Annotated in this window: 20 protein-coding genes and 1 tRNA gene; 5 read left to right on the forward strand and 16 right to left on the reverse strand. The window is 70.7% G+C overall.

Annotated elements, in window-relative coordinates; all coding sequences use genetic code 11:
* Nucleotide 1: 1 nt before the first annotated feature.
* From tatC to HDC37_RS05015, 7 genes are all read right to left on the reverse strand, one after another.
* A complete protein-coding gene (gene tatC, locus HDC37_RS04985; RefSeq protein WP_179559575.1) occupies nucleotides 2–757 on the reverse strand; it encodes a twin-arginine translocase subunit TatC in 756 nt (251 codons plus the stop codon).
* A 62-nt stretch (nucleotides 758–819) separates the two neighbouring features.
* Nucleotides 820–1,074: a twin-arginine translocase TatA/TatE family subunit gene (gene tatA / locus HDC37_RS04990; RefSeq protein ID WP_179559306.1), complete on the reverse strand. Its 255-nt coding sequence runs from the start codon at nucleotides 1,072–1,074 to the stop codon at nucleotides 820–822.
* A gap of 41 nt (nucleotides 1,075–1,115) precedes the next feature.
* Nucleotides 1,116–2,114 (reverse strand): YafY family protein, encoded by a 999-nt coding sequence (locus HDC37_RS04995; protein ID WP_179559307.1) that lies wholly within the window; start codon nucleotides 2,112–2,114, stop codon nucleotides 1,116–1,118.
* A complete protein-coding gene (locus HDC37_RS05000; protein WP_179559308.1) occupies nucleotides 2,111–3,118 on the reverse strand; it encodes a YafY family protein in 1,008 nt (335 codons plus the stop codon). Before HDC37_RS05000 ends, HDC37_RS04995 begins: the two co-directional genes overlap by 4 nt.
* A 47-nt stretch (nucleotides 3,119–3,165) precedes the next feature.
* Nucleotides 3,166–4,122 carry an FKBP-type peptidyl-prolyl cis-trans isomerase gene (locus HDC37_RS05005; protein WP_179559309.1) on the reverse strand — a complete coding sequence of 319 codons (957 nt, stop codon included), beginning with the start codon at nucleotides 4,120–4,122 and terminating at the stop codon, nucleotides 3,166–3,168.
* 9 nt (nucleotides 4,123–4,131) lie between these two features.
* Nucleotides 4,132–5,121, reverse strand: a complete 990-nt coding sequence (locus HDC37_RS05010) for a tRNA (adenine-N1)-methyltransferase (protein ID WP_179559310.1) — start codon at nucleotides 5,119–5,121, stop codon at nucleotides 4,132–4,134.
* Complete coding sequence (locus tag HDC37_RS05015; RefSeq protein ID WP_308472097.1) at nucleotides 5,118–5,804, reverse strand: HAD family phosphatase; 687 nt, start codon at nucleotides 5,802–5,804, stop codon at nucleotides 5,118–5,120. Before HDC37_RS05015 ends, HDC37_RS05010 begins: the two co-directional genes overlap by 4 nt.
* Before the next feature lie 85 nt (nucleotides 5,805–5,889).
* On the opposite strand from HDC37_RS05015, the gene HDC37_RS05020 reads away from it, so the two are divergent.
* The gene (locus HDC37_RS05020) at nucleotides 5,890–6,756 is read left to right on the forward strand and encodes a PAC2 family protein (protein WP_179559311.1); all 867 of its coding nucleotides are present in this window, start codon (nucleotides 5,890–5,892) and stop codon (nucleotides 6,754–6,756) included.
* Nucleotides 6,757–6,775: 19 nt separating this feature from the next.
* Here the strand turns inward: HDC37_RS05020 and HDC37_RS05025 are convergent, their stop codons facing one another.
* Nucleotides 6,776–7,606 (reverse strand): undecaprenyl-diphosphate phosphatase, encoded by an 831-nt coding sequence (locus HDC37_RS05025; protein ID WP_179559312.1) that lies wholly within the window; start codon nucleotides 7,604–7,606, stop codon nucleotides 6,776–6,778.
* 40 nt (nucleotides 7,607–7,646) lie between these two features.
* Nucleotides 7,647–8,948: a M20/M25/M40 family metallo-hydrolase gene (locus HDC37_RS05030; RefSeq protein WP_179559313.1), complete on the reverse strand. Its 1,302-nt coding sequence runs from the start codon at nucleotides 8,946–8,948 to the stop codon at nucleotides 7,647–7,649.
* Between the two features lie 141 nt (nucleotides 8,949–9,089).
* Here HDC37_RS05030 and HDC37_RS05035 point away from each other — a divergent pair.
* Nucleotides 9,090–9,174: transfer RNA gene (locus HDC37_RS05035), tRNA-Leu, on the forward strand.
* A gap of 47 nt (nucleotides 9,175–9,221) precedes the next feature.
* Here HDC37_RS05035 and HDC37_RS05040 read toward each other — a convergent pair.
* A complete protein-coding gene (locus HDC37_RS05040) occupies nucleotides 9,222–10,325 on the reverse strand; it encodes a VIT1/CCC1 family protein (protein WP_308472098.1) in 1,104 nt (367 codons plus the stop codon).
* A gap of 116 nt (nucleotides 10,326–10,441) precedes the next feature.
* Nucleotides 10,442–12,250 carry a DEAD/DEAH box helicase gene (locus HDC37_RS05045; protein WP_179559577.1) on the reverse strand — a complete coding sequence of 603 codons (1,809 nt, stop codon included), beginning with the start codon at nucleotides 12,248–12,250 and terminating at the stop codon, nucleotides 10,442–10,444.
* Between the two features lie 131 nt (nucleotides 12,251–12,381).
* Between HDC37_RS05045 and HDC37_RS05050 the strand changes: the two genes are divergently transcribed.
* Nucleotides 12,382–13,212: an SGNH/GDSL hydrolase family protein gene (locus HDC37_RS05050; RefSeq protein WP_179559315.1), complete on the forward strand. Its 831-nt coding sequence runs from the start codon at nucleotides 12,382–12,384 to the stop codon at nucleotides 13,210–13,212.
* 6 nt (nucleotides 13,213–13,218) lie between these two features.
* On the opposite strand, the gene HDC37_RS05055 is transcribed toward HDC37_RS05050, so the two are convergent.
* The gene (locus tag HDC37_RS05055) at nucleotides 13,219–14,031 is read right to left on the reverse strand and encodes an RNA methyltransferase (protein WP_179559316.1); all 813 of its coding nucleotides are present in this window, start codon (nucleotides 14,029–14,031) and stop codon (nucleotides 13,219–13,221) included.
* A gap of 105 nt (nucleotides 14,032–14,136) precedes the next feature.
* Here HDC37_RS05055 and HDC37_RS05060 point away from each other — a divergent pair, with 105 nt between their 5' ends.
* Both HDC37_RS05060 and HDC37_RS05065 read left to right on the forward strand, forming a co-directional pair.
* Nucleotides 14,137–14,991, forward strand: a complete 855-nt coding sequence (locus tag HDC37_RS05060; protein ID WP_179559317.1) for a Sir2 family NAD-dependent protein deacetylase — start codon at nucleotides 14,137–14,139, stop codon at nucleotides 14,989–14,991.
* A gap of 37 nt (nucleotides 14,992–15,028) precedes the next feature.
* Entirely contained in the window at nucleotides 15,029–15,655 is a 627-nt protein-coding gene (locus tag HDC37_RS05065; RefSeq protein ID WP_179559318.1) for a histidine phosphatase family protein, read from the forward strand.
* Here HDC37_RS05065 and HDC37_RS05070 read toward each other — a convergent pair.
* Genes HDC37_RS05070 through HDC37_RS05085 form a run of 4 tightly spaced genes read right to left on the reverse strand, consistent with a single transcriptional unit; the run spans nucleotide 15,645 to nucleotide 20,115 of the window.
* On the reverse strand, nucleotides 15,645–16,454 hold the full coding sequence (locus HDC37_RS05070) for a CoA ester lyase (protein ID WP_179559319.1): 810 nt from the start codon (nucleotides 16,452–16,454) through the stop codon (nucleotides 15,645–15,647). The genes HDC37_RS05065 and HDC37_RS05070 overlap by 11 nt on opposite strands.
* Before the next feature lie 5 nt (nucleotides 16,455–16,459).
* Nucleotides 16,460–17,002, reverse strand: coding sequence for a MaoC family dehydratase (locus tag HDC37_RS05075; RefSeq protein WP_308472099.1), 543 nt, complete (start codon nucleotides 17,000–17,002; stop codon nucleotides 16,460–16,462).
* A 1-nt stretch (nucleotide 17,003) separates the two neighbouring features.
* On the reverse strand, nucleotides 17,004–18,170 hold the full coding sequence (locus HDC37_RS05080) for an acyl-CoA dehydrogenase family protein (protein ID WP_179559320.1): 1,167 nt from the start codon (nucleotides 18,168–18,170) through the stop codon (nucleotides 17,004–17,006).
* On the reverse strand, nucleotides 18,151–20,115 hold the full coding sequence (locus tag HDC37_RS05085; RefSeq protein WP_179559321.1) for a biotin carboxylase N-terminal domain-containing protein: 1,965 nt from the start codon (nucleotides 20,113–20,115) through the stop codon (nucleotides 18,151–18,153). The genes HDC37_RS05080 and HDC37_RS05085 overlap by 20 nt, the downstream gene beginning before the upstream one ends.
* Between the last annotated feature and the right edge of the window lie 3 nt (nucleotides 20,116–20,118).

Consider the following 20,118-nt stretch of genomic DNA (forward strand, 5'->3'; position numbering starts at 1 on the left):
ATCAGGCGGCCCCGGGCGGAAGGAGCGCAGCGTCGCGGCGGGAGCGACGGCGATCGAAGAGGAGGGACAGCCCGGCAGCGGCGAAGAAGAGAACGACGAGGATGCCGGCGAGCATGAGCATGCTCACCACGTCGGCCGCGGGGGTGGCGAGAGCGGCGAAGACGGTGGCGATCAGAACGGCGGCGCGCCAGCCTTTCAGGATCGCGCGGCCGCTCATGACACCCGCGACGTTCAGAGCGACGAGGAAGACCGGGAGGACGAAGGAGATGCCGATGACGATCATCAGCTTGAACACGAAGTCGTAGTACTCGGCCGCGTTGTAGAAGTTGGTGCCGCCCTCGGGGGTGAAGCCCCACATCAGGTCGATCACGTGCGGGACGATGAGCACGCCCACCCAGCAGCCGAGGAAGAAGAGGGGGACCGCGGCGGCGACGAAGCCGATCGTGTAGCGGACCTCTTTGCGCGTGAGCCCCGGCATCACGAACGCCCAGACCTGCCACAGCCAGACCGGAGCCGAGAGGAACAGACCGATCGAGAAGGCGATCCGCATCCTCATGTCGAACGCAGACGTCACCGTGGTGAAGTTCAGCGCGGAGAAGTCGTCCCCGCGGGTTGCTGCGATGTCGCGGATCGGACCGGTGATCCAGTAGATGATCGGATCGGTGATGATGAAGGCGACGACCATCCCCACCACGAGCGCGATGACCGCGAACATCAAGCGTCGGCGCAGCTCCAGCAGGTGGGCGCCCAGCGACATGCGCTTCTCGCGCCGCGGCTCGCTGTCGTCTGTCCGGGCGCGCTCAGCCGTGGCCACGCCGATCAGGTGTTTTCAGACGGCCTGCCCAGGCTCGCGTCGGACGACGCGGTGGGCGGGTTGGAGGGTGCCGGTGCAGCCGCCGGTGTGTCGGCGGGCTTGACGTCCTCCTCCTTCATCGCCTTCATCTCACCCTTGAAGACGCGGGCCGACTGGCCGACGCTCTTGGCGAGAGCAGGCAGCTTCGCAGCACCGAAGAGCAACAGGATGACCGCGAGCAGGACAAGAAGGTGAGGCCACCCGAAAGCGTTGCCGAGCATCAGGACTCCTTAGGTCGGGTTTTCAGTCTAACCCGCGGCGTCTATGAACCGGCCGGTGACGGATCGGCGCGTTCGGTGTACTGCGCGAGTCCCGCGCGAGCCCACTCGGCGGCCGCGCGACGGGCCCCCTCGGGAGAGATGATCTCGACGCCTCCGCCGCGTCGTGCCGCAAGACGGCGCAGCGTCGTCTCGTCGGCGACGCGGAGGGTGGCGATCGCGTCGTCGCCGTCGCGCACCACGGTCGCTCGATCGAGGTAGTCGCCGAGGAGCGGCGCCAGCGACGCACGGAAGCGGATGCGGGCGATGACCTCTCCCCCGCCTTCGGTCGGTTCGAACCATCCCGTTGCGGCGTCTTCGCTGTGCGTGCTCGGGATGTCGGTGATCCGCAGATCGCTGACCCGGTCCAGATGGAACGTGCGCATCGCCTGACGCAGGTGGCACCATCCCTGCAGGTACCACTGACCATCGGCGATGTGCACCTTGACCGGGTCCACCGTGCGTGCGGTCGGCTCCGACTCGGGCGCCTTGTAGGTGAAGGTGACCGCGACACGCTCGCGCAGGGCGATCGCCACCGCCTCCCGCACGTCGTCGACGGGGGTCGGCGCGACGATCACATCGGCCGGTTTGGCCGACGCGCCCCGGGAGAGCTTGGCGAGGAGGCCGGTATACACCTCCGTGTCGCCGACTCCGGGAATGGCGCGCGCGAGCTGAAGTCCCGCGACGAGCGCCGCCGCCTCCCGAGCGGTCAGTCGAGGAGCACGCTCGAGGCCCACGGAGTGGGTGATGGCGATGAGGTCCCGGGTGTCGAGGAGGTCCCAGTCGATGTCGAAGAGATCGTTCGCCATCTGCCAGTAGCCCCGTTCGCCGGGAAGACCGATGACGGTGAGCTTCTGCACCATGTCGCGCATCTCGTCGCGGGTGACGTCGAACTCCTCGGCCGCCTCTGCGATCGACACCTCCCCCTTGCTGATGAGGTACGGCACCAGCTGCAGGATGAGCGCGGCCCGATCTGTGGCGACCAGCGGTCGTCGCGCGCTCATGAGACGCCTCCTGGCACTTGGTCGTGGCCGTCGAGCGCCGCCCGCAGGCGGGCGATGACGAGCGCGCGCAGGTTGTCGGGAGCGACCACCCGCACCTCAGGGCCGTACGAGGCCAGCTCATCGGCGAAGACGTGGACGTCGACGAAGGGCACGAGGATCCCCTGCTCGGCTGGGCGTCCACGGCGGGCGAGGCGCAGGGCCGCCTCGGTTCCGGGGTCGACCTCGAGGTGGGCGAGCTGGCGTTCGGCGAGCTCCTGCAGCTCTGCCAGCGCCCTCTCCCCCGCGCCTTCGCGCAGCGCCGGGTCGAAGGTGTCTCGTGTCACCGCGACGTCGCCGACGATGCGACTGAGGAGGAACGTGCGATCGGCGTCGAGGTTCAGATCGCGCCCGAAGACATGCCACCGGGCCTCGTACTCGACGAGGGCCAGCGGTCTGACCCGTCGTGATCGCTCGCTCTCATCTCCGGGCCGGAGGTAGGGGAAGGTCACCGCGCGGCTCTGCTCGATGGCGCGCTGCAGCACCGGGAACGACGGCTCCCGAGCGCTGATGCGCGGTGAGTATCCGATGATCGGTTCGTCGACGTCGATGCCGAGGGCCCGGATCTTTCGCAGACCGCTGCGGGCCTCGGCCGACAGCGACCCCTCGCTCCACACCTCGCCTGCGAGGTTCAGCAGGGCCAGCTCCGCGGGGGTGAAGACGATCTCATCGGGAAGCGAGTACTCCGACTTCGGCACCCGATAGCGCGCATCGCGCAGATCATCGGGATCCGCGAAGTCGCCGATCGTCTCGATGGGAACGCCGAGACCGCGGAGATTCTCCTTGTCGCGTTCGAACATCTTCTCCAGTGCATCCTTCGACGCACCGGATTCGGTGTGCTCGCGATAGCCCGAGACCGAGCGGAGGATCGTGTCCTTGGTCAGTCCCTGCTCCGTCGCCATCAGCGCGACCACGAGGTTGACCAGGCGCTCCTCCGGCGGGTTCTTCGTAGGGGTGTTCGCCGGCACTCCCTCATCCTAGGCCGGGGTGGGCGAAGATCCGCCAGGCGCGGAGGTCAGGAGATCTCGTCGAGACCCAGGATGTCGACGACGAACACCAGGGTCGCGCCACCGGGAATGCTCCCCTGGCCCGCGTCGCCGTATCCCTGGTCCGGCGGCACGACGATCATCACCTGGGATCCGACGGTCTGTCCCTGAAGGCCCGCGGCGAAGCCGGGGACGACGTCCCCGAGCGCGAACGACACCGGCGCCTGGCCCCAGGACGAATCGAACACCGACTTGTCGTCCCACAGCACGCCGGTGTACGCCACGCGCACCGGGACGTCGCCGGTCACCTCGGGGCCGTCGCCGCGGATGAGGGTCTCCACGACGAGGTCGCTCGGTGCGGCGCCGTCCGGGATGATCACGCCGGGCGTGCCGTCGGCGGCGCGCACGACCGAGGGGAGGGTGAAGCCGGCGTTGAACTGCAGCGCGCCCGTGGCCCGGGGAAGATACGCCTTGCGCACGTCGATGACGGCGACGGCCGACTCGTCCTCGGCCAGGCCGATGCTGGCTGCCGCCTCCGGCAGGATGTCGCCGGGCGCGAGGCCGACGACCACGCGCGACCCCTCCGTCGCACACTCCAGCGCCCCCTCCAGAGCCGGGATCGGGGTGTACCACTGCGACATCGGCGCCACGCGGGCGATGTCGTCGTCGTACGGGGTCTGGATGAGCACCTCGCCGGTCTCGCCGCTGACGATCGTGACATCCAGCAGGGCGGCCTGCTCGGTGGTGGTCAGCGCCGTTCCGTCCCCGGCCTCGAGGTCGGTGTGGGAGGTGGAGCGTACTTGGAAGGGCGTGTACAGCTCCACGTCGGGGGCGGTTCCCCGGTTACCGTCGACGGTGACGAGGTCGTCGAGAGAAGATCCGGATGACGCGGGTCGGTCGCATCCCGCGGCCGGGGCGGTGGTGCACCCGACCAGGGTCAGTGCGGACAGGCCGACGACGGCGAGCAGAGCGGGGAGTTTTCGCACCCGGCTAGTTTAGGCGGACCCCTGGGCGCCTCCTGTGCGGGCATCGGCCGCACGCTGTGCCTCGCGGACGCGTTTGCGCAGATTCTTGTCGGTGATCTCCCGGTCACCGACCGCGCCCGGCGTCCACAGCTCGACGTCTTCGTCGCCGTAGCTGGACTTCGACGCGCGACGCTTGCGCTCGGGCAGGACGGCGCCCGGTGCGAGGCGGCGGGCGGTGAGGAGGAACCCGGTGTGGGCGACCATCCGATGATCGGGGCGCACGGCGAGCCCTTCGACATGCCAGCCGCGCACCATCGTCTCGTTGGCCTCGGGGTCGGTGAACAGGCCCGTGCCGCGGATGTACTCCGCGACGCGGCTCAGCTGGGTGGCGGTGGCGACGTAGCAGATGACGACGCCGCCGGGGACGAGCGCGTCGGCCACCGCGTCGATGCAGTCCCAGGGCGCGAGCATGTCGAGGACGACGCGGTCCACGGTGCCGTCGGCCAGGTTCTGCGGAAGCTCATCGACGAGGTCGCCGACGATCACGCGCCACGCGGACGGCTCCTCACCGAGGAAGGTTGCGACGTTCGCACGCGCGACCTCGGCGAAGTCCTCCCGGCGTTCGAAGGAGACCAGCCGCCCCTCCGGTCCGATCGCGCGCAGGAGCCACAGCGCCAGCGCGCCCGAGCCGACGCCGGCTTCGACGACGGTCGCGCCGGGGAAGATGTCGGCGTCGGCGACGATCTGCGCGGCGTCCTTCGGGTAGACGATGGCCGCACCCCGGGGCATGGACATGACGAAGTCGCGCAGCAGCGGCCGCAGGGCGAGGTATTCGTGCCCGCCGCTGCCGACGACCACGGATCCGTCGGGGATGCCGATGATGTCGCGGTGGGCGAGGACGCCGTGGTGGGTGTGCAGCTCTCCGTCCTGGCGGAGGGTGACGGTGTGCAGGCGCCCCTTGGGCCCGGTCAGCTGCACCCGCTCGCCGGCGCGGAAGGGTCCGCTCCACCGGCCGCTCATGCGTGGGCCCCCTCGCGGGCGATGCGGGCGGCGTGGAACGCTCGGACGTCTGCCGTGGTGCGCCCCTCCAGGCTCGGCCAGATCGTGTGCGCGCCCGCCCCGGCGAGGGAGACCATCAGCGGCACGCCGATCACCGAGGCGCCCGACGCGACGGCGGAGCGAAGTCCGTTGGGAGAATCCTCGATCGCGACGGTGTCCCCCGGCGCGACGCTCAGGAGCTCGCAGGCCTGCAGGTACGGATCGGGGAAGGGCTTGGGGCGGGTCGCGTCGTCACCGGCGATGACGACGTCGAACGCCTCGAAGTCGATCAGGTCGACGACGGTGGTCGCCATCCGGCGCATGGACATCGTCACGAGCGCCGTCTTGACGCCGTGGTCCTTCAGATCCCGGAGGAGTTCTTTCGCGCCGGGACGGAACGGCACGCCGGTGACGGCGAGCTGTCGCATGACGTCGTCGGTGAGGTGGTCGATGATCTCCCGGATCCCCATCCGCACCCCCGCGTTCTGGAAGATGCGCGCCGAATCCTCCAGCCCCAGACCCACCAGGCTCAGCGCCTGCTCGTGGGACCAGGTCCCGCCGAAACGCTCGACCAGCGGCGTCTCCGCGGCCATCCAGTAAGGCTCGGTGTCGACCAGTGTGCCGTCCATGTCCCAGAGGACGGCGGCGAGGGAGGGGGAATGCACCGGTCAAGGCTACCGGGGCCCCCGTCGGGTCCGTGCGACGCCTATCCTGGGAAGCAGCCCGCGCCGGCGGGCCGAGGGAGGTCCTGTGGAGGGTCTGGGACGCAGGGTGATCGTCGCGGCGTTCGACGGCTGGAACGACGCGGGAGAAGCCGCGTCGTCGGCCCTGGCGCAGATCCGCGGGACGGACGGCTATGAACCGGTCTTCTCCGTCGACCCGGAGCTGTACTTCGACTACCAGTACACCCGGCCCCAGGTCTCGATCGACGGCGAAGGGCGGCGGAAGCTGTCCTGGCCCGAGACGAGTCTTCTCCGCCCGACCCGGCAGACCCGCGGGACGCAGCTCTGGCTCCTCACCGGCGTCGAGCCGGCACGCGCCTGGCAGGCGTTCGCCTCCGAGATCATCGACGCGGCCCTGAGCGAGGACATCACCGGCTTCGTGGCCCTGGGATCGATGATGTCGGACGTCCCGCACACCCGCCCGATCTCGGTGTTCGGAGGCAGTGACAACGAGCAGCTGCGTCAGTCCCTCGATCTGGAGAAGAGCACCTACGAGGGGCCGGTCGGCATCCTCAGCGTGCTGGCCCACGCGGCCGAGGCCGCCGGCATCCCCACGGCGAGCCTCTGGGCGAGCGTGCCCCACTACGTCGCGGGCCACACCCCGTCGCCGAAGGCGACGCTCGCGCTCCTGGATCGCCTGGAGGACCTCACCGGCGCGCAGGTTCCGCGCGGCGATCTGTCCACCGAGGCGGCGGCCTGGGAGGCCTCGATCGACGCCGCCGCCGCGGACGACGAGGAGATGACCGAGTACATCCGCCAGCTCGAGCGAACCCGCGACACGTGGGACTCGCCGGAAGCCTCCGGCGACGCCATCGCCCAGGAGTTCGAGCGCTATCTGCGTCGCCGCGGCGACGGTCCGACCAAGCCCGGGCGGGACGACCCCCGTCGGTCCTGATCGGAACCGCCGTTCTCGATCAGTAGGGCTGCAGCACCCCCACCGACAGCAGCACGATGAGCAGCGTGCCCAGCGCCAGTCGGTAGATGACGAACGGCAGGAAGCTGCCGCGCTTGAGGTAGCGCATCAGGAACGCGATGACCGCGAGGCCGACACCGAAGGCGACCACCGTCGCCACCGCGGTGTCCAGCTGGCTGTAGGGTCCGCCGGGCTCTTCGAAGCTCTGCAGCAGCTCGTAGAACCCGCTGCCGAACACCGCGGGCACGGCGAGCAGGAAGGCGTACTCGGCAGCGGCGGGACGGGTGTACCCGAGGGCGAGGCCGAGGGTGGTGGTCGCACCCGAGCGCGACACACCGGGGACGAGGGCGAGCGCCTGCGCGAAGCCGAGGGCGAGGCCGTGCGGATAGGTCAGGTCGCTCAGCTCCCTTCGGCGCGCGCCCCATCGGTCTGCGGCGCCGAGGAGGAGTCCGAACACGATGAGCACGATCGCCACGAGCCAGAGGTTGCGGAACGTGTCGCGGATGACATCCTGCAGCAGGAAGCCGAGGACGCCGATCGGGATGGTGCCGATGATGATCAGCCATCCCATGCGGGCATCGGGATCGTTCCTGGGCACCCGCCCCGCCAGTGACTGCGCCCACCGCGAGATGATCCGGACGATGGTCTTCCAGAAGTACAGCAGGACCGCCGCTTCCGTGCCGATCTGGGTGATCGCGGTGAAGGTCGCCCCGGGGTCCTGCGCAGACGGCAGGAACTCCCCGACGATGCGCAGATGCGCGCTGGAGGAGACCGGGAGGAATTCGGTGAGGCCCTGGACGATGCCGAGGAAGATCGCCTCGATGAGCTGCATGTGCGCCTTTCGGTGGACGGGGAAGGGTGGCGGCGCCGCGTCAGCAGGTGCGCAGCAGGTCGGTGAGCACTCGCTGACCGAACTCGAGGGCCGCGATCGGCACCCGCTCGTCGACGCCGTGGAACATGCCGGTGAAGTCCAGATCGGCCGGCAGGCGGAGCGGTGCGAATCCGTACCCCGCGATTCCGAGCTCCGCCAGTGCCTTGTTGTCCGTTCCGCCGCCCATGAGGTACGGGATGACAGGGGTTCCCGGATCGTGCACACCCAGCGCCCGCACCATCGCGTCGACGAGGTCTCCGGCGAACGGCACCTCCAGCCCGATGTCGCGGTGCACCACCTCGACCTCGATGTCGTCGCCGACGATGCGGCGGATGTCCGCCAGGGCGGCGTCCTCGGTGCCGGGAAGCACGCGGACGTCGATGAGCGCCTCTGCGCGATCGGGGATGACGTTGTGCTTGTATCCCGCGGTCAATCCGGTGGGGTTGGTGGTCGTCCGCAGCGTCGCACGAAGGAACCCCGCCGCGGCGCCGGCCTCGGCGGCGAGCTCGTCGGGGTCGTCGCCGGCGCGGCCGGAGAGCTCGCCGAGGGCGGCCACGAGCTGCGTCGTCGTGTCGGTCAGCGTCACCGGCCACGCGGTGCGGCCGAGGGCCGCCACCGCCTCGGCGAGGCGGGTGACGGCGTTGTCGGGGTGGAAGCTGCTGCCGTGGGCGGCCCGCCCCCGTGCGACGAGCCGGATCCACACGAGCGCCTTCTCCCCCACCTGCAGCAGGTACGCGCGGCGGTCCGCGACGCTGATCGAGTAGCCGCCGACCTCGCTGATGGCCTCCGTCGCACCGGCGAACCACTCGGGACGGTCGCGCACCACGAGCTGGGACCCCTCGATGCCGCCGTTCTCCTCGTCGGCGAAGAACACCAGCACGAGGTCGCGGTCGGGCATCTCCCCCGACCGGATCATGTCCGCGACGGAGGCGAGGATCATCGCATCCATGTCTTTCATGTCGACCGCTCCGCGCCCCCAGAGCATGCCGTCGCGCACCTCGCCGCCGAACGGATCGACGCTCCAATCCTCGGCCACGGCCGGGACCACGTCGAGGTGGCCGTGCAGGACGAGGGCAGGTCGATCGGGGTTCCGGCCCGGCACACGGGCCATCACGTTGGTCCGCCGATCGATGGGTTCGTAGTACTCCGGCTGCAATCCCAACGACTGCAGGAAGGCACCGACGTACTCGGCGGCCTCGCGCTCGCCACGGGATCGACCGCCGCCGAAGTTGGTGGTGTCGAACCGGATGAGGTCCTGGGCGATGCGGGCGACTTCGGGCAGATCGGATCCGGGCGTCGGCATGCGGACTAACCTACCCGTCCGCGGTCTCGGCGAATTGCGGCCCGAACCGGCGCCCTCCGCGGTCCCCGCCCCACCCCTGCGCACGAGCGACCCCGGGAACGTGGTAATGTCGATCCTCGGTTGCACGACCGAAACACCCATGCGCGGGTGGCGGAATAGGTAGACGCGCTAGCTTGAGGTGCTAGTGCCCGTATAGGGCGTGGGGGTTCAAGTCCCCCCTCGCGCACAAGAAGAAAAACCCCCGGCTGGCCGGGGGTTTTTCTTTTGCACCCGTCATCCGACGGCGACACCGAAAGCGAGTCCGAGGACATAGGTGACGGCCGCGGCCGCGTAGCCGATGGCGAGCTGCCGCAGTGCGCGGCGGAGCGGCGGGCCGCCCGAGAGCAGTCCGACCATCGCTCCGGTGGCCAGGAGCGCAATGCCGACGAGCACCGACGCCGTGACCATGGCGACCGTCCCCGACAGCCCCAACAGCCACGGCACGAGGGGGATCACCGCACCCGAGGCGAAGAAGAGGAAGCTCGACAGCGCCGCACCCCAGTCGCGACCGATGACATCGTGCGCGTCGGAGTCCTCGTCGGCCAGCCGGAAGGGGACACTCCGATCGGCCTCGCGGGCCGCGCCGACGACCGACCGCGCCCGCGCATCGGCGTCGGCCTCCGACATCCCCCGGGTGCGATAGACCAGCGCCAGCTCATTGGCATCCAGGTCGAGGTCGGGGAGGACGTGGTCGGCGTCGTTGTTCGGCTCGGTGGCCGCCAGCAGCTCGCGCTGCGAGCGCACGGAGACGAACTCGCCTGCGCCCATCGACAGCGCACCGGCCAGCAGTCCTGCGACGCCGCTGAAGAGGACGAACGAGGGCGCGACGCCGGTGGCGCCGATCCCCATGACCAGGGCCATGTTGGAGACGAGTCCGTCGTTGGCGCCGAACACGGCGGCGCGGAAGGATCCCGACAGCCGGCGACGGCCGCGAGCTGCGAGGCCCCGCACGACTTCCTGGTGGATCCGTTCGTCGGCGGCCATCGAGGCCGACGCGAAGGGTTCGGCCTCATACGGCGATCGCGCCTCGGCGCGCTGGGCGAGCGCGAGGACGAAGATCGAGCCGAAGCGCCGTGCCAGCAGTGCGAGCACTCGGGTGCGCAGATCAGGGCGCGGCAGCCGGTCGGGCTCGCCGCCGAGCATCTCGAGCCAGTGCGCCTCATGCCGTCCCTCCGCTTCGGCGAGGGCGAGGAGGATGTCGCGTTCCTCCCCCTCACGACGGGCGGCGAGCTCGCGGTAGACGCGGGCCTCGGCGCGTTCGTCGACGAGGTACTGCGCCCAGCGACGACGGTCACGGGCGTTGATGTGAGGCGGGGTTGCGGGAGCGTCGGCGGGCACGCGGAATCGACCTCGTTTCAGGGGGCGGGACGCTTCCACGCTAGCCACCGGCACCGTCGCGATCCTCACCGAGACGGGGATTGCCAGCATTTCGGACGACCGAACCGACACCCCGCTCAGGACCGGACGCGTGCGCGCAGCACATCGATCCGCGCCTGCAGCTGCGCCACGGTGGCGTGGGAAACCGCCGGCCCCCCGCAGATGCGCCGCAGCTCGGCGTGAACGGCACCGTGCGGTTCACCGCTCTGCCGGGCATACAGCCCCACCAGGCTGTTGAGCAGCTGGCGCTGTTCCTTCAGGGTGCGGTGCAGCGCCGCAGGGGGTGACGGCGGCGCCGGTTCGGACCCCGTGGTGGCGGCTGCTTCCCGAACCTTGCGATGACGACTCTGGCGCGCCTGACGCTGCAGGAGGAGCTCGTGCACGTGCTCGGGCTCGAGCAGACCGGGAAGCCCCAGGAACTCCTCCTCCTCCGGCGTTCCGGGGACAGCGAGCTGACCGAACTCCCGGCCGTCGAACATGACACGGTCGAAGTGGGCGGCCGATCCGAGCGCCTGGAACGTGAACTCCTGCGTGAGGGCATCGGAGGCCTTCTCGTCCCGCTCGGCGGCATCCATGAGATCTTCTTCGGCGTTCCACTCGTCGTCGCCGTCGCTGTCGCGATCGAGGGCATGGTCGCGCTGACGCTCCAGCTCGTGGGCGAGCGCCAGCAGCTGCGGCACGTTCGGAAGGAATACGCTCCCGGTCTCGCCGCGTCGCCGAGCACGCACGAAACGCCCGATCGCCTGGGCGAAGAACAGCGGTGTGGACGCCGAGGTGGCGTAGACACCCACGGCCAGTCGAGGAACGTCGACGCCTTCGGACACCATCCGCACCGCGACCATCCATCGCGACGTCCCGGCCGAGAACGCCTCGATCCGCGACGACGCCTCCGCCTCGTCGGAGAGCACGACCGTGGGTCGCTCACCGCTGATCCCCTCCAGGATCGCGGCGTACGCCCGCGCCGCGGTCTGATCGGTCGCGATCACGAGACCCCCGGCATCGTGCACCTGCTCGCGCACCTCGCTGAGCCGGCGATCGGCCGACCGCAGGACCGCGGGGATCCAGTCCCCCTCGGGGTCGAGCGCGGTGCGCCAGGCCTGCGAGGTGATGTCCTTGGTGTTGTCCTGCCCGAGCTGGGCCTCCATCTCATCGCCCGTCTTGGTCCGCCACCGCATCTGGCCGGCGTAGACGAGGAAGATCACCGGGCGCACGACCCCGTCCTCCAACGCCCGGCGATAGCCGTAGGCGTAGTCGGTCCGGGAGATCCTGATGCCCTTGTCGTCGGGGTGGTACTCCACGAAGGGAATGGGCGCGGTGTCGCTGCGGAAAGGGGTCCCCGACAGCAGCAACCGGCGGCTCGCCCGACCGTAGGCCTCTCGGAGCGCATCACCCCAGCTGAGGGCGTCACCGCCGTGGTGGACCTCGTCGAGGATGACGAGGGTGCGCGCCGAGTCGGTCAGATGCTGATGCACCGAGGGCTTCACCGCGACCTGCGCGTAGGTCACGGCGACCCCGTGGTACTGCCGGGACGGTGCGACGAACCGGTTGCTGAAGGCCGGATCCAGGCGCAGCGAGACGCGTGCGGCCGCGTCGGCCCACTGCGACTTCAGGTGCTCGGTGGGGGCCACGACGACCACGCGGTCGACCACATGGCGCCGAAGCAGCTCGGTCGCCAGTCGCAGCGCGAAGGTCGTCTTGCCGGCGCCGGGGGTGGCCGCGGCGAGGAAATCGCGCGGTCCCGCGCCCGGGCCGTCGGGGCCGTCGAGAGAGAAGTACAGGTCCAGCGCCTCGGCCTGCCAGGCGCGCAGCCGCTGCGCGGTTCCCCACGGCGCCCGCTGCGGCCAGGTCGGCGAGAGATGCTCGGCGGCGAAGCTGCCGAGATGGATGTCGGTCTCGCCGGCGGTGTCGGTCAGAGCGGCCTCGTCCACAGCTCCCCCTTCCCGAACACGACGAGTCACCACGATAGACGACGCCTCGGACGCTACCCTCGACACAAGCCACGAGCCGAGGAAGCGCCATGTCGACCACCCCCGACCGCCCGAGCCCCTACGCCGCGAACCACGAACTGCACCCCTGGCGGCGGTTCGTCGCTCTGGGCGACTCGTTCACCGAGGGCATCGGCGACCCCGAGCCCGGGTCGCCGGGCGGGCACCGCGGCTGGGCCGACCGGGTGGCGGAGGTGCTTTCGCGCCAGGTGCCCGACTTCTCCTACGCCAACCTCGCGATCCGGGGTCGACTGATCCGTCAGATCGTCGAGGAGCAGATCGAACCGGCCCTCGAGCTCAAGCCCGATCTGGTCACCTTCTCCGCCGGAGGCAATGACGTGATCCGTCCGGGCTCGGACCCGGACGTGGTGGCCGACATCTTCCACGACGCCGTCGTGCGCCTGTCCACCTCGGGTGCGACGCTCGTGGTCTTCACCGGCATCGACACGAACTTCACCCCGGTGTTCCGCGGAATCCGTGGCAAGGTCGCCATCTACAACGAGAACATCCGCGCCATCGCGGAGCAGTACGACTGCATCGTCGCCGACCAGTGGGCCCTCAAAGAGGTGCAGGACATGCGCTTCTTCGACGACGACAGGCTCCATTACAACTCGCTCGGTCATCACGAAGTGGCCCGGATGGTGCTGCGCACCCTCGCCGTGCCCAACGACCTCGAGCCGATGGCGCCCGATCCCCTGCCGGTGCGCACCTGGCGTCAGGCGCGGTCGAACGACCTGGTCTGGGCGCGGGAGTACCTCGTGCCGTGGGTGCTGCGCCGACTGCGGCAGCAGTCCTCGGGCGACGAGGTGACACCCAAGCGCCCCGAGCCCCGCCCGATCATCCGGGCGACGGACGACTCCTGATCGGCGTCATGACGCCTCGCGCGTGAGAGCCCACAGGGCCACCGCGCTCGCCGCGGCGACGTTCAGCGAATCCACGCCCCCGGCCATCGGGATGGTGACCACCGAATGGGCGTCGGCGAGACTGTCACGCGACAGACCGTGTCCTTCGCTGCCGAGGAGCAGAGCCACGCGATCCGGCCGATCACGAGCGAAGTGCTCCAGCGGCGCCGCGTCCTCGGCGAGGGCGAGCGCGGCGACGTGGAAGCCGGCCGCTGCCAGCTCGGCGGCGCTCGAACGCGGGTCGGAGAGTCTGGTCCACGGCACCTGGAAGACGGTCCCCATCGACACCCGGACGCTCCGGCGATACAGCGGGTCGGCGCAGCGCGGCGAGACCAGGACCGCGTCGGCGCCGAGCCCTGCGGCGTTGCGGAACACGGCCCCGACGTTGGTGTGGTCGACGATGTCTTCGAGGACGACCACGGTCCGTGCCCCGGCCACGGTGTCGGCCACCGGTCGGAGAGCCGGGCGGTGCATGGCTGCGAGCGCACCGCGGTGCACGGCGTAGCCGGTGAGAGCCTCGGCGACCGCCGGCCGGACGACGAACACGTCGACCTCGGGCGCCTCGGCCAGAAGCGGCGTGAGATCGTCGACCCATCTGCGCTGCACCAGGATCGACCGCGGACGATGCCCCGCGGCCAGGGCTCGGGCGATCACCTTGGCCGACTCCGCGATGTACAGTCCCTCATCGGGTTCGCGCACCCGTCGGAGAGCCACGTCGGTGAGGTCGCGGTAGTCCGACAGGCGGTCGTCGTCCGGATCGTCGATCTCGTGCAGCTGCATCCGACCACTCTCGCACCCGGGGGTCTCGTAACCTCGCCGAAAAGCGACGGGCCTAGACTCGGTCATCTGCATCCGGCGACCTACACTCGGCGAAGGGGGGTGACGGTGACCGCCACGACCGATGCGAGTATTCAGACGCCGGCCCTCTCCGAGGCGCTGGAGGTGCTGCGCGGCCGTCGGCTGGCGATCCTCACCGGCGCCGGTGTGTCCACCGACTCGGGGATCCCCGACTATCGCGGCGAGGGCGCCCCGGTGCGCACTCCGATGACGGCGCAGCAGTTCCTCGGCGACGCCGCCGCCCGTCGCCGCTACTGGGTGGGGTCGCATCTCGGGTGGCGCGCCTTCGCCGCGGCGAGCCCGAACGCCGGTCACGGGGCGATCGCCGACCTCGAGCATCGCGGCATCGCCGCGGGCGTGGTCACCCAGAATGTCGACGGCCTGCATGTGCGCGCGGGCAGCCGCCGTGTCGTCGAGCTGCACGGCACGATGCGTCGGGTGTTCTGCACGCACTGCGGTCAGGTGTTCGACCGCCGCGACCTCGCGGTCCGCGTCGAGCGCGACAACCCGTGGCTGACCGTCCCTGACGCCGTTCCCCTGGGGCCCGACGGGGATGTCGTCCCGTCGGCCACCGAGGGATTCATCCTCCCCGACTGCACCGTGTGCGCCGGCATGCTCAAGCCCGATGTGGTGTTCTTCGGCGAGTTCGTCCCGGCCGAGAAGTTCCGCGAGGCCGAGCAGATCGTGCGCACGGCCGATGCGCTGGTGATCGCCGGCTCATCGCTGGTGGTCAATTCGGGCATCCGTCTGCTCGAGCGCGCGCGACGCCGGAGGCTTCCCGTGGTGATCATCAATCGCGGGCAGACGCGCGGCGATGCGCGCGCCACGGTGAAGATCGACGCCGGCACGTCACCGGTCCTCCGATTCCTCGCCGACAACCTCCCGGCGCCCGACGCGCGCTGACGGCGGACCGTCAGCCGGGCCCCGATACGCTCGTCCGGTGAGTTCACTGATCCTGGTCCGCCACGGCGAGACCGACTGGAACCGCGCCGGACGCATTCAGGGTCTCACCGACATCCCCCTGAACGACACCGGCCGCATCCAGGCCCGTGAGGCCGCGGATCAGCTTCGCAGGGAACTCGCCGGCACGGCTGCGGACGCCGCGAGGGATGCTGCGGAGAACGCCGTCATCGTCTCCAGCGATCTGCAGCGCGCGTCCGAGACGGCCGACATCATCGCCGCGGCCCTGGGGCTCGGCGCGCCGCGCCGATACCCGGGCCTCCGCGAGCGTGCGTACGGCGAGGCGGAGGGACTCGTCACCGCGGAGTTCCAGCGTCGCTGGGGCCACTGGCACAGCGCCGACGTCCCGGGCGCCGAGACCCGAGCGGACCTCCGCGCCCGCGCGATCGGGGCGCTCCTGTCCGCGCGGCAGGACGCGAGCGTCGACGGGACCGTCCCGGTGCTCATCGCAGTGGCGCACGGAGCGCTCATCCGCGAGGTGATCGGGCACGCGACCGCGGACCTTCTGCCCGAGCCCGGCGTGCGGCTCCCGAACGGATCGCTGCACGTGTTCGAGGTGGAGGGCGGCGCGCTCCGGATGATGCTGCCGGTCGACGTCACCCGGTGAGGGCGGCGCGGTCCATCACCGCGCGGGCGTGCCGGAGGACCGGCTCGTCGACCATGCGCCCCTCATGGGTGAACACCCCAGGGTGATCCTCGGCGGCGGCGAGGAGTCCCCGGGCCCACGCGATCGTCGCCTCGTCGGGCCGGTACGCCCGCCGGATCACGGCGACCTGCGAGGGATGGATGCAGGCGGTGGCGGCGAACCCCGAGGCCGCCGCGTCCGCGGCCTCGCGCGCGAGCCCCTTCACGTCCGAGATGTCGAGGTGCACCGCGTCGACCGCCGCCTTGCCCTGGGCGCCCGCCGCCAGCAGCACGCGCGCCCGCGCGTACCGGGCGATGTCGCGGTAACGCCCGTTGGGCTTGCGGCTGGATGTGCCGCCGAGGCTCGCCACGAGGTCTTCCGCGCCCCACATCAGGCCCACCACCTGGTCGTGGGCGGCGAGCTTGTCCGCGGCGGCCACCCCGCGGGCCGTCTCGCACAGGGCGACGATCGAGAACCGCCGATCGATCGCACGCAGCGTCTTGGCGCTCTCCGCCTTGGCGACCATCACGGTGCGGAAGTCGGTCTGCGACAGGGTCGCCATGTCGGCGGTGAACGCCTCGGTGCCCACCGGATTCACCCGGACGATGACCCGGGACGGGTCGAGGTCGGCGTCGATCAGGGCGCCGCGCGCGGCGGTCTTGCGATCGGGGCCGACGGCATCCTCCAGGTCGAGGATGACCGCGTCGGCGCGTTCGAGCGCCTTGGCGAACCGTTCGGGGCGGTCGGCCGGGCAGAAGAGGAGGGCCGGAGTGGGCAGCATCCCTCTCACACCTCCTCTGAAGATTCGGGGGCGTCGGGGGCGCCCGCGCGTGCAGCCTCCCGGCACCACATCAGGGCGACCCGGGTGGCGGAGGCGACCACCACGCCGTCTTGATTGCGCCCCGTGTGGCGCATGGTGACGATCCCCTGACCCGGGCGGGATGCCGAGCGACGTGCGCCGAGGATCTCGGTCTCGGTGTAGAGCGTGTCACCGTGGCGGAGCGGGGCGGGGAAGGTGATGTCGGTCATCGCGAGCTGCGCCACGAGGGTTCCCAGCGTCAGCTGCGACACCGATGCCCCGACCATCGTCGCGAGCGTCCACATCGAGTTGACCAGCCGCTCGCCGAAGGGGCTGCCGGCGGCCCACTCCGCGTCCAGATGGAGCGGCTGGGAGTTCATCGTCAGCGCGGAGAACAGCACGTTGTCGGTCTCCGTCGCCGTCCGCCCGGGGCGGTGCAGGTAGCGGGCGCCGACCTCGATCTCGTCGAAGTAGAGTCCGCGCTGGATGACGCCGGGGGGAACGGAGTGGTCGTTCACGATGTCACTCACGCTACCCGCCGAGCCCCAGCGCCCGCGAGATGACCAGCAGCTGCACCTCGGTGGTCCCCTCGCCGACCTCGAGGATCTTGGAGTCGCGATAGTGGCGGGCCACCGGGTACTCGTTCATGAACCCGTTGCCGCCGAAGATCTGGGTGGCCTCGCGGGCGTTGTCCATCGCCGCATCGCTCGCCGTGATCTTCGCAATGGCGGCCGCGGTCTTGAAGGGCTTCCCGGCGTCGCGCAGGCGGGCGGCGTGCAGCCACGCCAGACGCGCGTTGTGCACCCGCGCCTGCATCCGCGCGAGCATGAACTGGATCCCCTGCCGGCTCGCCAGCGGCGCGGCGAAGACGGTGCGCGATCGGGCGTAGTCCACCGCGGCCTCCAGGCAGCCCTCGGCCGCACCGGTCGACAGCGCGGCGATGGCGATGCGTCCCTCATCGAGGATGTGGAGGAAGTTCGCGAAACCCCGCCCTTCCTCGCCGAGAAGGTGGGAGGTGGGGACGCGCGCGTCGACGAAGGTGAGCGGGTGGGTGTCCGACGCGCGCCACCCCACCTTGTCGTACCCGGGCTCGACGGTGAATCCCGGAGTGCCGTTGGGGACGATGATCGTCGAGATCTGCTTGCGTCCGCCGTCCTCACCGGTTACGGCGGTGACCGTGACGAAGCGGGTGATGTCGGTGCCGGAGTTGGTGATGAACTGCTTCGAGCCGTTGATCACCCACTCCTCGCCGTCTCGGCGGGCGGTGGTGCGGGTGGCTCCGGCATCCGAGCCCGCCTCGGGTTCGGTCAGTCCGAATCCGGCGAGCGCACGCCCGGCGAGGAGATCGGGCAGGTACTCGGCACGCTGCGCGTCGGTGCCGAAGCGGTGGATCGGCATCGCTCCGAGACTCACCCCCGCCTCCAGCGTGATGGCGATCGACTGGTCGACGCGGGCGAGCGCCTCGATCGCCAGACACAGCGCGACGTAGTCTCCACCCTGCCCGCCGACATCCTCGGGGAAGGGCAGGCCGAACAGCCCCATCTCCCCCATCTGCGACACCACGTCCAGCGGCAGCGTGTGGGTGCGGTCGGCTTCGTACGAGACGGGCGCGACGACGTCGTCGGCGAACTGGCGCACCAGCTGCGCCAGCTCGAGCTCGGTCTCCTCCAGTGCGTAGTCACTCAGCGGAATGGTCATCCTGGTCCTCCTCGACCTCCGCGACGATCTGGTCGCGGTTCACTTGGTCGCCGATCGCGACGTGGATCCGGACCGCGCCGTCGTGGGGCGCGATCACGATGTGCTCCATCTTCATGGCTTCGATGCTGACGAGTCGGTCGCCCGAGGCGACCCTCGCGCCGTCCGAGGCGTGCACGGCGACGACCGCCCCCGGCATCGGCGCGCGCACCTGCGGGGCAGAAGCCGAGACCGGCCGCGACTGCGCGGCAAGGCGACGCGTCATCGCCTCGCGCCGATCGATCGGCATCAGCCGGTGCGTGACGCCGTCCCGCCACGTCCACACCGCCCCGTCGTCCGCGCGGGCGACGACCACCTCCGGCGCCGGAACTGTATCCGACCGCTGCGCGGACACGACGCCGATGCCGTCGACGACGAAAGACACGGTCTCGGAAACCGGCGCTCGCCCGCCGCGCCATCCGCGCAGACTCCGCCACACCGGCCCCGCCCCGTGCCGGGAATGCGCCCCGGGGGCACCGTCACTCGCCGTCTCGACGACCGCTGCCGCTGCCGCGAGCTCGACGTCGTCCGGGGCAGAGGGTTCGAGCTCCGGCATCCGGTCGATGATGCCGGTGTCGAGCTCGCCCGCCCGCACGTCCTCCCGGGAGAGCAGGGCCCGAAGGAATCCCACGTTCGTCTCGACACCGGCGATGACGGTCGCCGCCAGTGCCTCATCCAGAGCCTTCAGCGCCGCCGCCCGGTCGGCGGCATGGGCGATCACCTTGGCGATCATCGGATCGTAATCGGCGGTCACGACCGACCCGGCCTCGATGGCCGCGTCGGTGCGGATCCCGGGAGCGGGCCGCCATGCCAGGATCTCCCCCACCGACGGCACGAATCCCCGCTCCGGGCTCTCGGCGTAGACCCGCGCTTCGATCGCGTGACCCCGCATCCGCACCTCGTCCTGAGCGACGGACAGGGGAAGGCCGGCGGCGATGCGCAGCTGCTCGGCGACGAGGTCGATGCCGGTGACCTCCTCGGTGACGGGGTGCTCGACCTGCAGGCGGGTGTTCATCTCGATGAAGAAGAACTCCTCGGGCCGCGACGCGGCGACGAGGAACTCCACCGTTCCCGCGCCACGGTAGTCGACGCTCGCCGCGGCGGCACAGGCCGCCCGCCCGAGGCGCTCGCGCGTCGTCGGGTCGATCGCCGGAGAGGGCGCCTCCTCGATGACCTTCTGGTGACGGCGCTGCAGGGTGCACTCGCGCTCCCCCAGGTGCACCACGTGGCCGTGATCGTCGGCGAGCACCTGCACCTCGATGTGTCGCGGGCGCTCCACGAGCCGCTCGAGGAGCAGCGTGTCGTCGCCGAACGCGGCGCGCGCCACGCGTCGGGCGCTCTCCACCGCCGCGGAGAGGTCTCCGGCGGCGCGGACGATCTGCATGCCCTTGCCGCCCCCGCCCGCGGAGGGCTTGACCAGCAGCGGAAAGCCCGTCTCCTGCGCGGATCGGGCGATCTCGGCGTCATCCATCCCTGCGGCCGAGAAGCCGGGAACGGTCGGAACGCCGAAGCCGGCGACGTGCTCCTTGGCGCGGATCTTGTCGCCCATGACCTCCAGGGCCCTCTCACCCGGGCCGATGAAGACGATGCCCGCCGCGGCGCACGCCCGCGCAAAGGCGACGTTCTCGGAGAGGAAGCCGTAGCCCGGGTGGATCGCCTCCGCACCCGAGCGTCGTGCGGCGTCGATGACGGCGTCGACGTCGAGGTAGGACGCCGATGCCGCGGCCGGGCCGATCCGCACCGCGACATCGGCTTCCCGAACGTGCGGTGCGTCGGCATCGGCGTCGCTGTAGACCGCGACGGCGCGGATTCCGAGGACGCGGAGAGTGCGGATGACGCGGCGGGCGATCTCGCCGCGGTTGGCCACGAGGACGGTGCGGAAGATCGGCGCGGGGTGGTCGGTCGTCACGGG

This window comes from Microbacterium sp. AK009 (genome assembly GCF_013410955.1).
In the GTDB taxonomy this organism is placed as follows: Bacteria; Actinomycetota; Actinomycetes; order Actinomycetales; family Microbacteriaceae; genus Microbacterium.

Coding starts and splice junctions, on each gene's coding strand:
- HDC37_RS05070 (WP_179559319.1), bottom strand. CDS start 16,454: ATGCTGCCCACTCCGGCCCTCCTCTTCTGCCCGGCCGACCGCCCCGAA.
- HDC37_RS05025 (WP_179559312.1), bottom strand. CDS start 7,606: ATGCAGCTCATCGAGGCGATCTTCCTCGGCATCGTCCAGGGCCTCACC.
- HDC37_RS05010 (WP_179559310.1), bottom strand. CDS start 5,121: ATGAGCGGCCGGTGGAGCGGACCCTTCCGCGCCGGCGAGCGGGTGCAG.
- HDC37_RS04995 (WP_179559307.1), bottom strand. CDS start 2,114: ATGAGCGCGCGACGACCGCTGGTCGCCACAGATCGGGCCGCGCTCATC.
- tatA (WP_179559306.1), bottom strand. CDS start 1,074: ATGCTCGGCAACGCTTTCGGGTGGCCTCACCTTCTTGTCCTGCTCGCG.
- HDC37_RS05050 (WP_179559315.1), top strand. CDS start 12,382: ATGTCGACCACCCCCGACCGCCCGAGCCCCTACGCCGCGAACCACGAA.
- tatC (WP_179559575.1), bottom strand. CDS start 757: ATGTCGCTGGGCGCCCACCTGCTGGAGCTGCGCCGACGCTTGATGTTC.
- HDC37_RS05055 (WP_179559316.1), bottom strand. CDS start 14,031: ATGCAGCTGCACGAGATCGACGATCCGGACGACGACCGCCTGTCGGAC.
- HDC37_RS05030 (WP_179559313.1), bottom strand. CDS start 8,948: ATGCCGACGCCCGGATCCGATCTGCCCGAAGTCGCCCGCATCGCCCAG.
- HDC37_RS05080 (WP_179559320.1), bottom strand. CDS start 18,170: ATGACCATTCCGCTGAGTGACTACGCACTGGAGGAGACCGAGCTCGAG.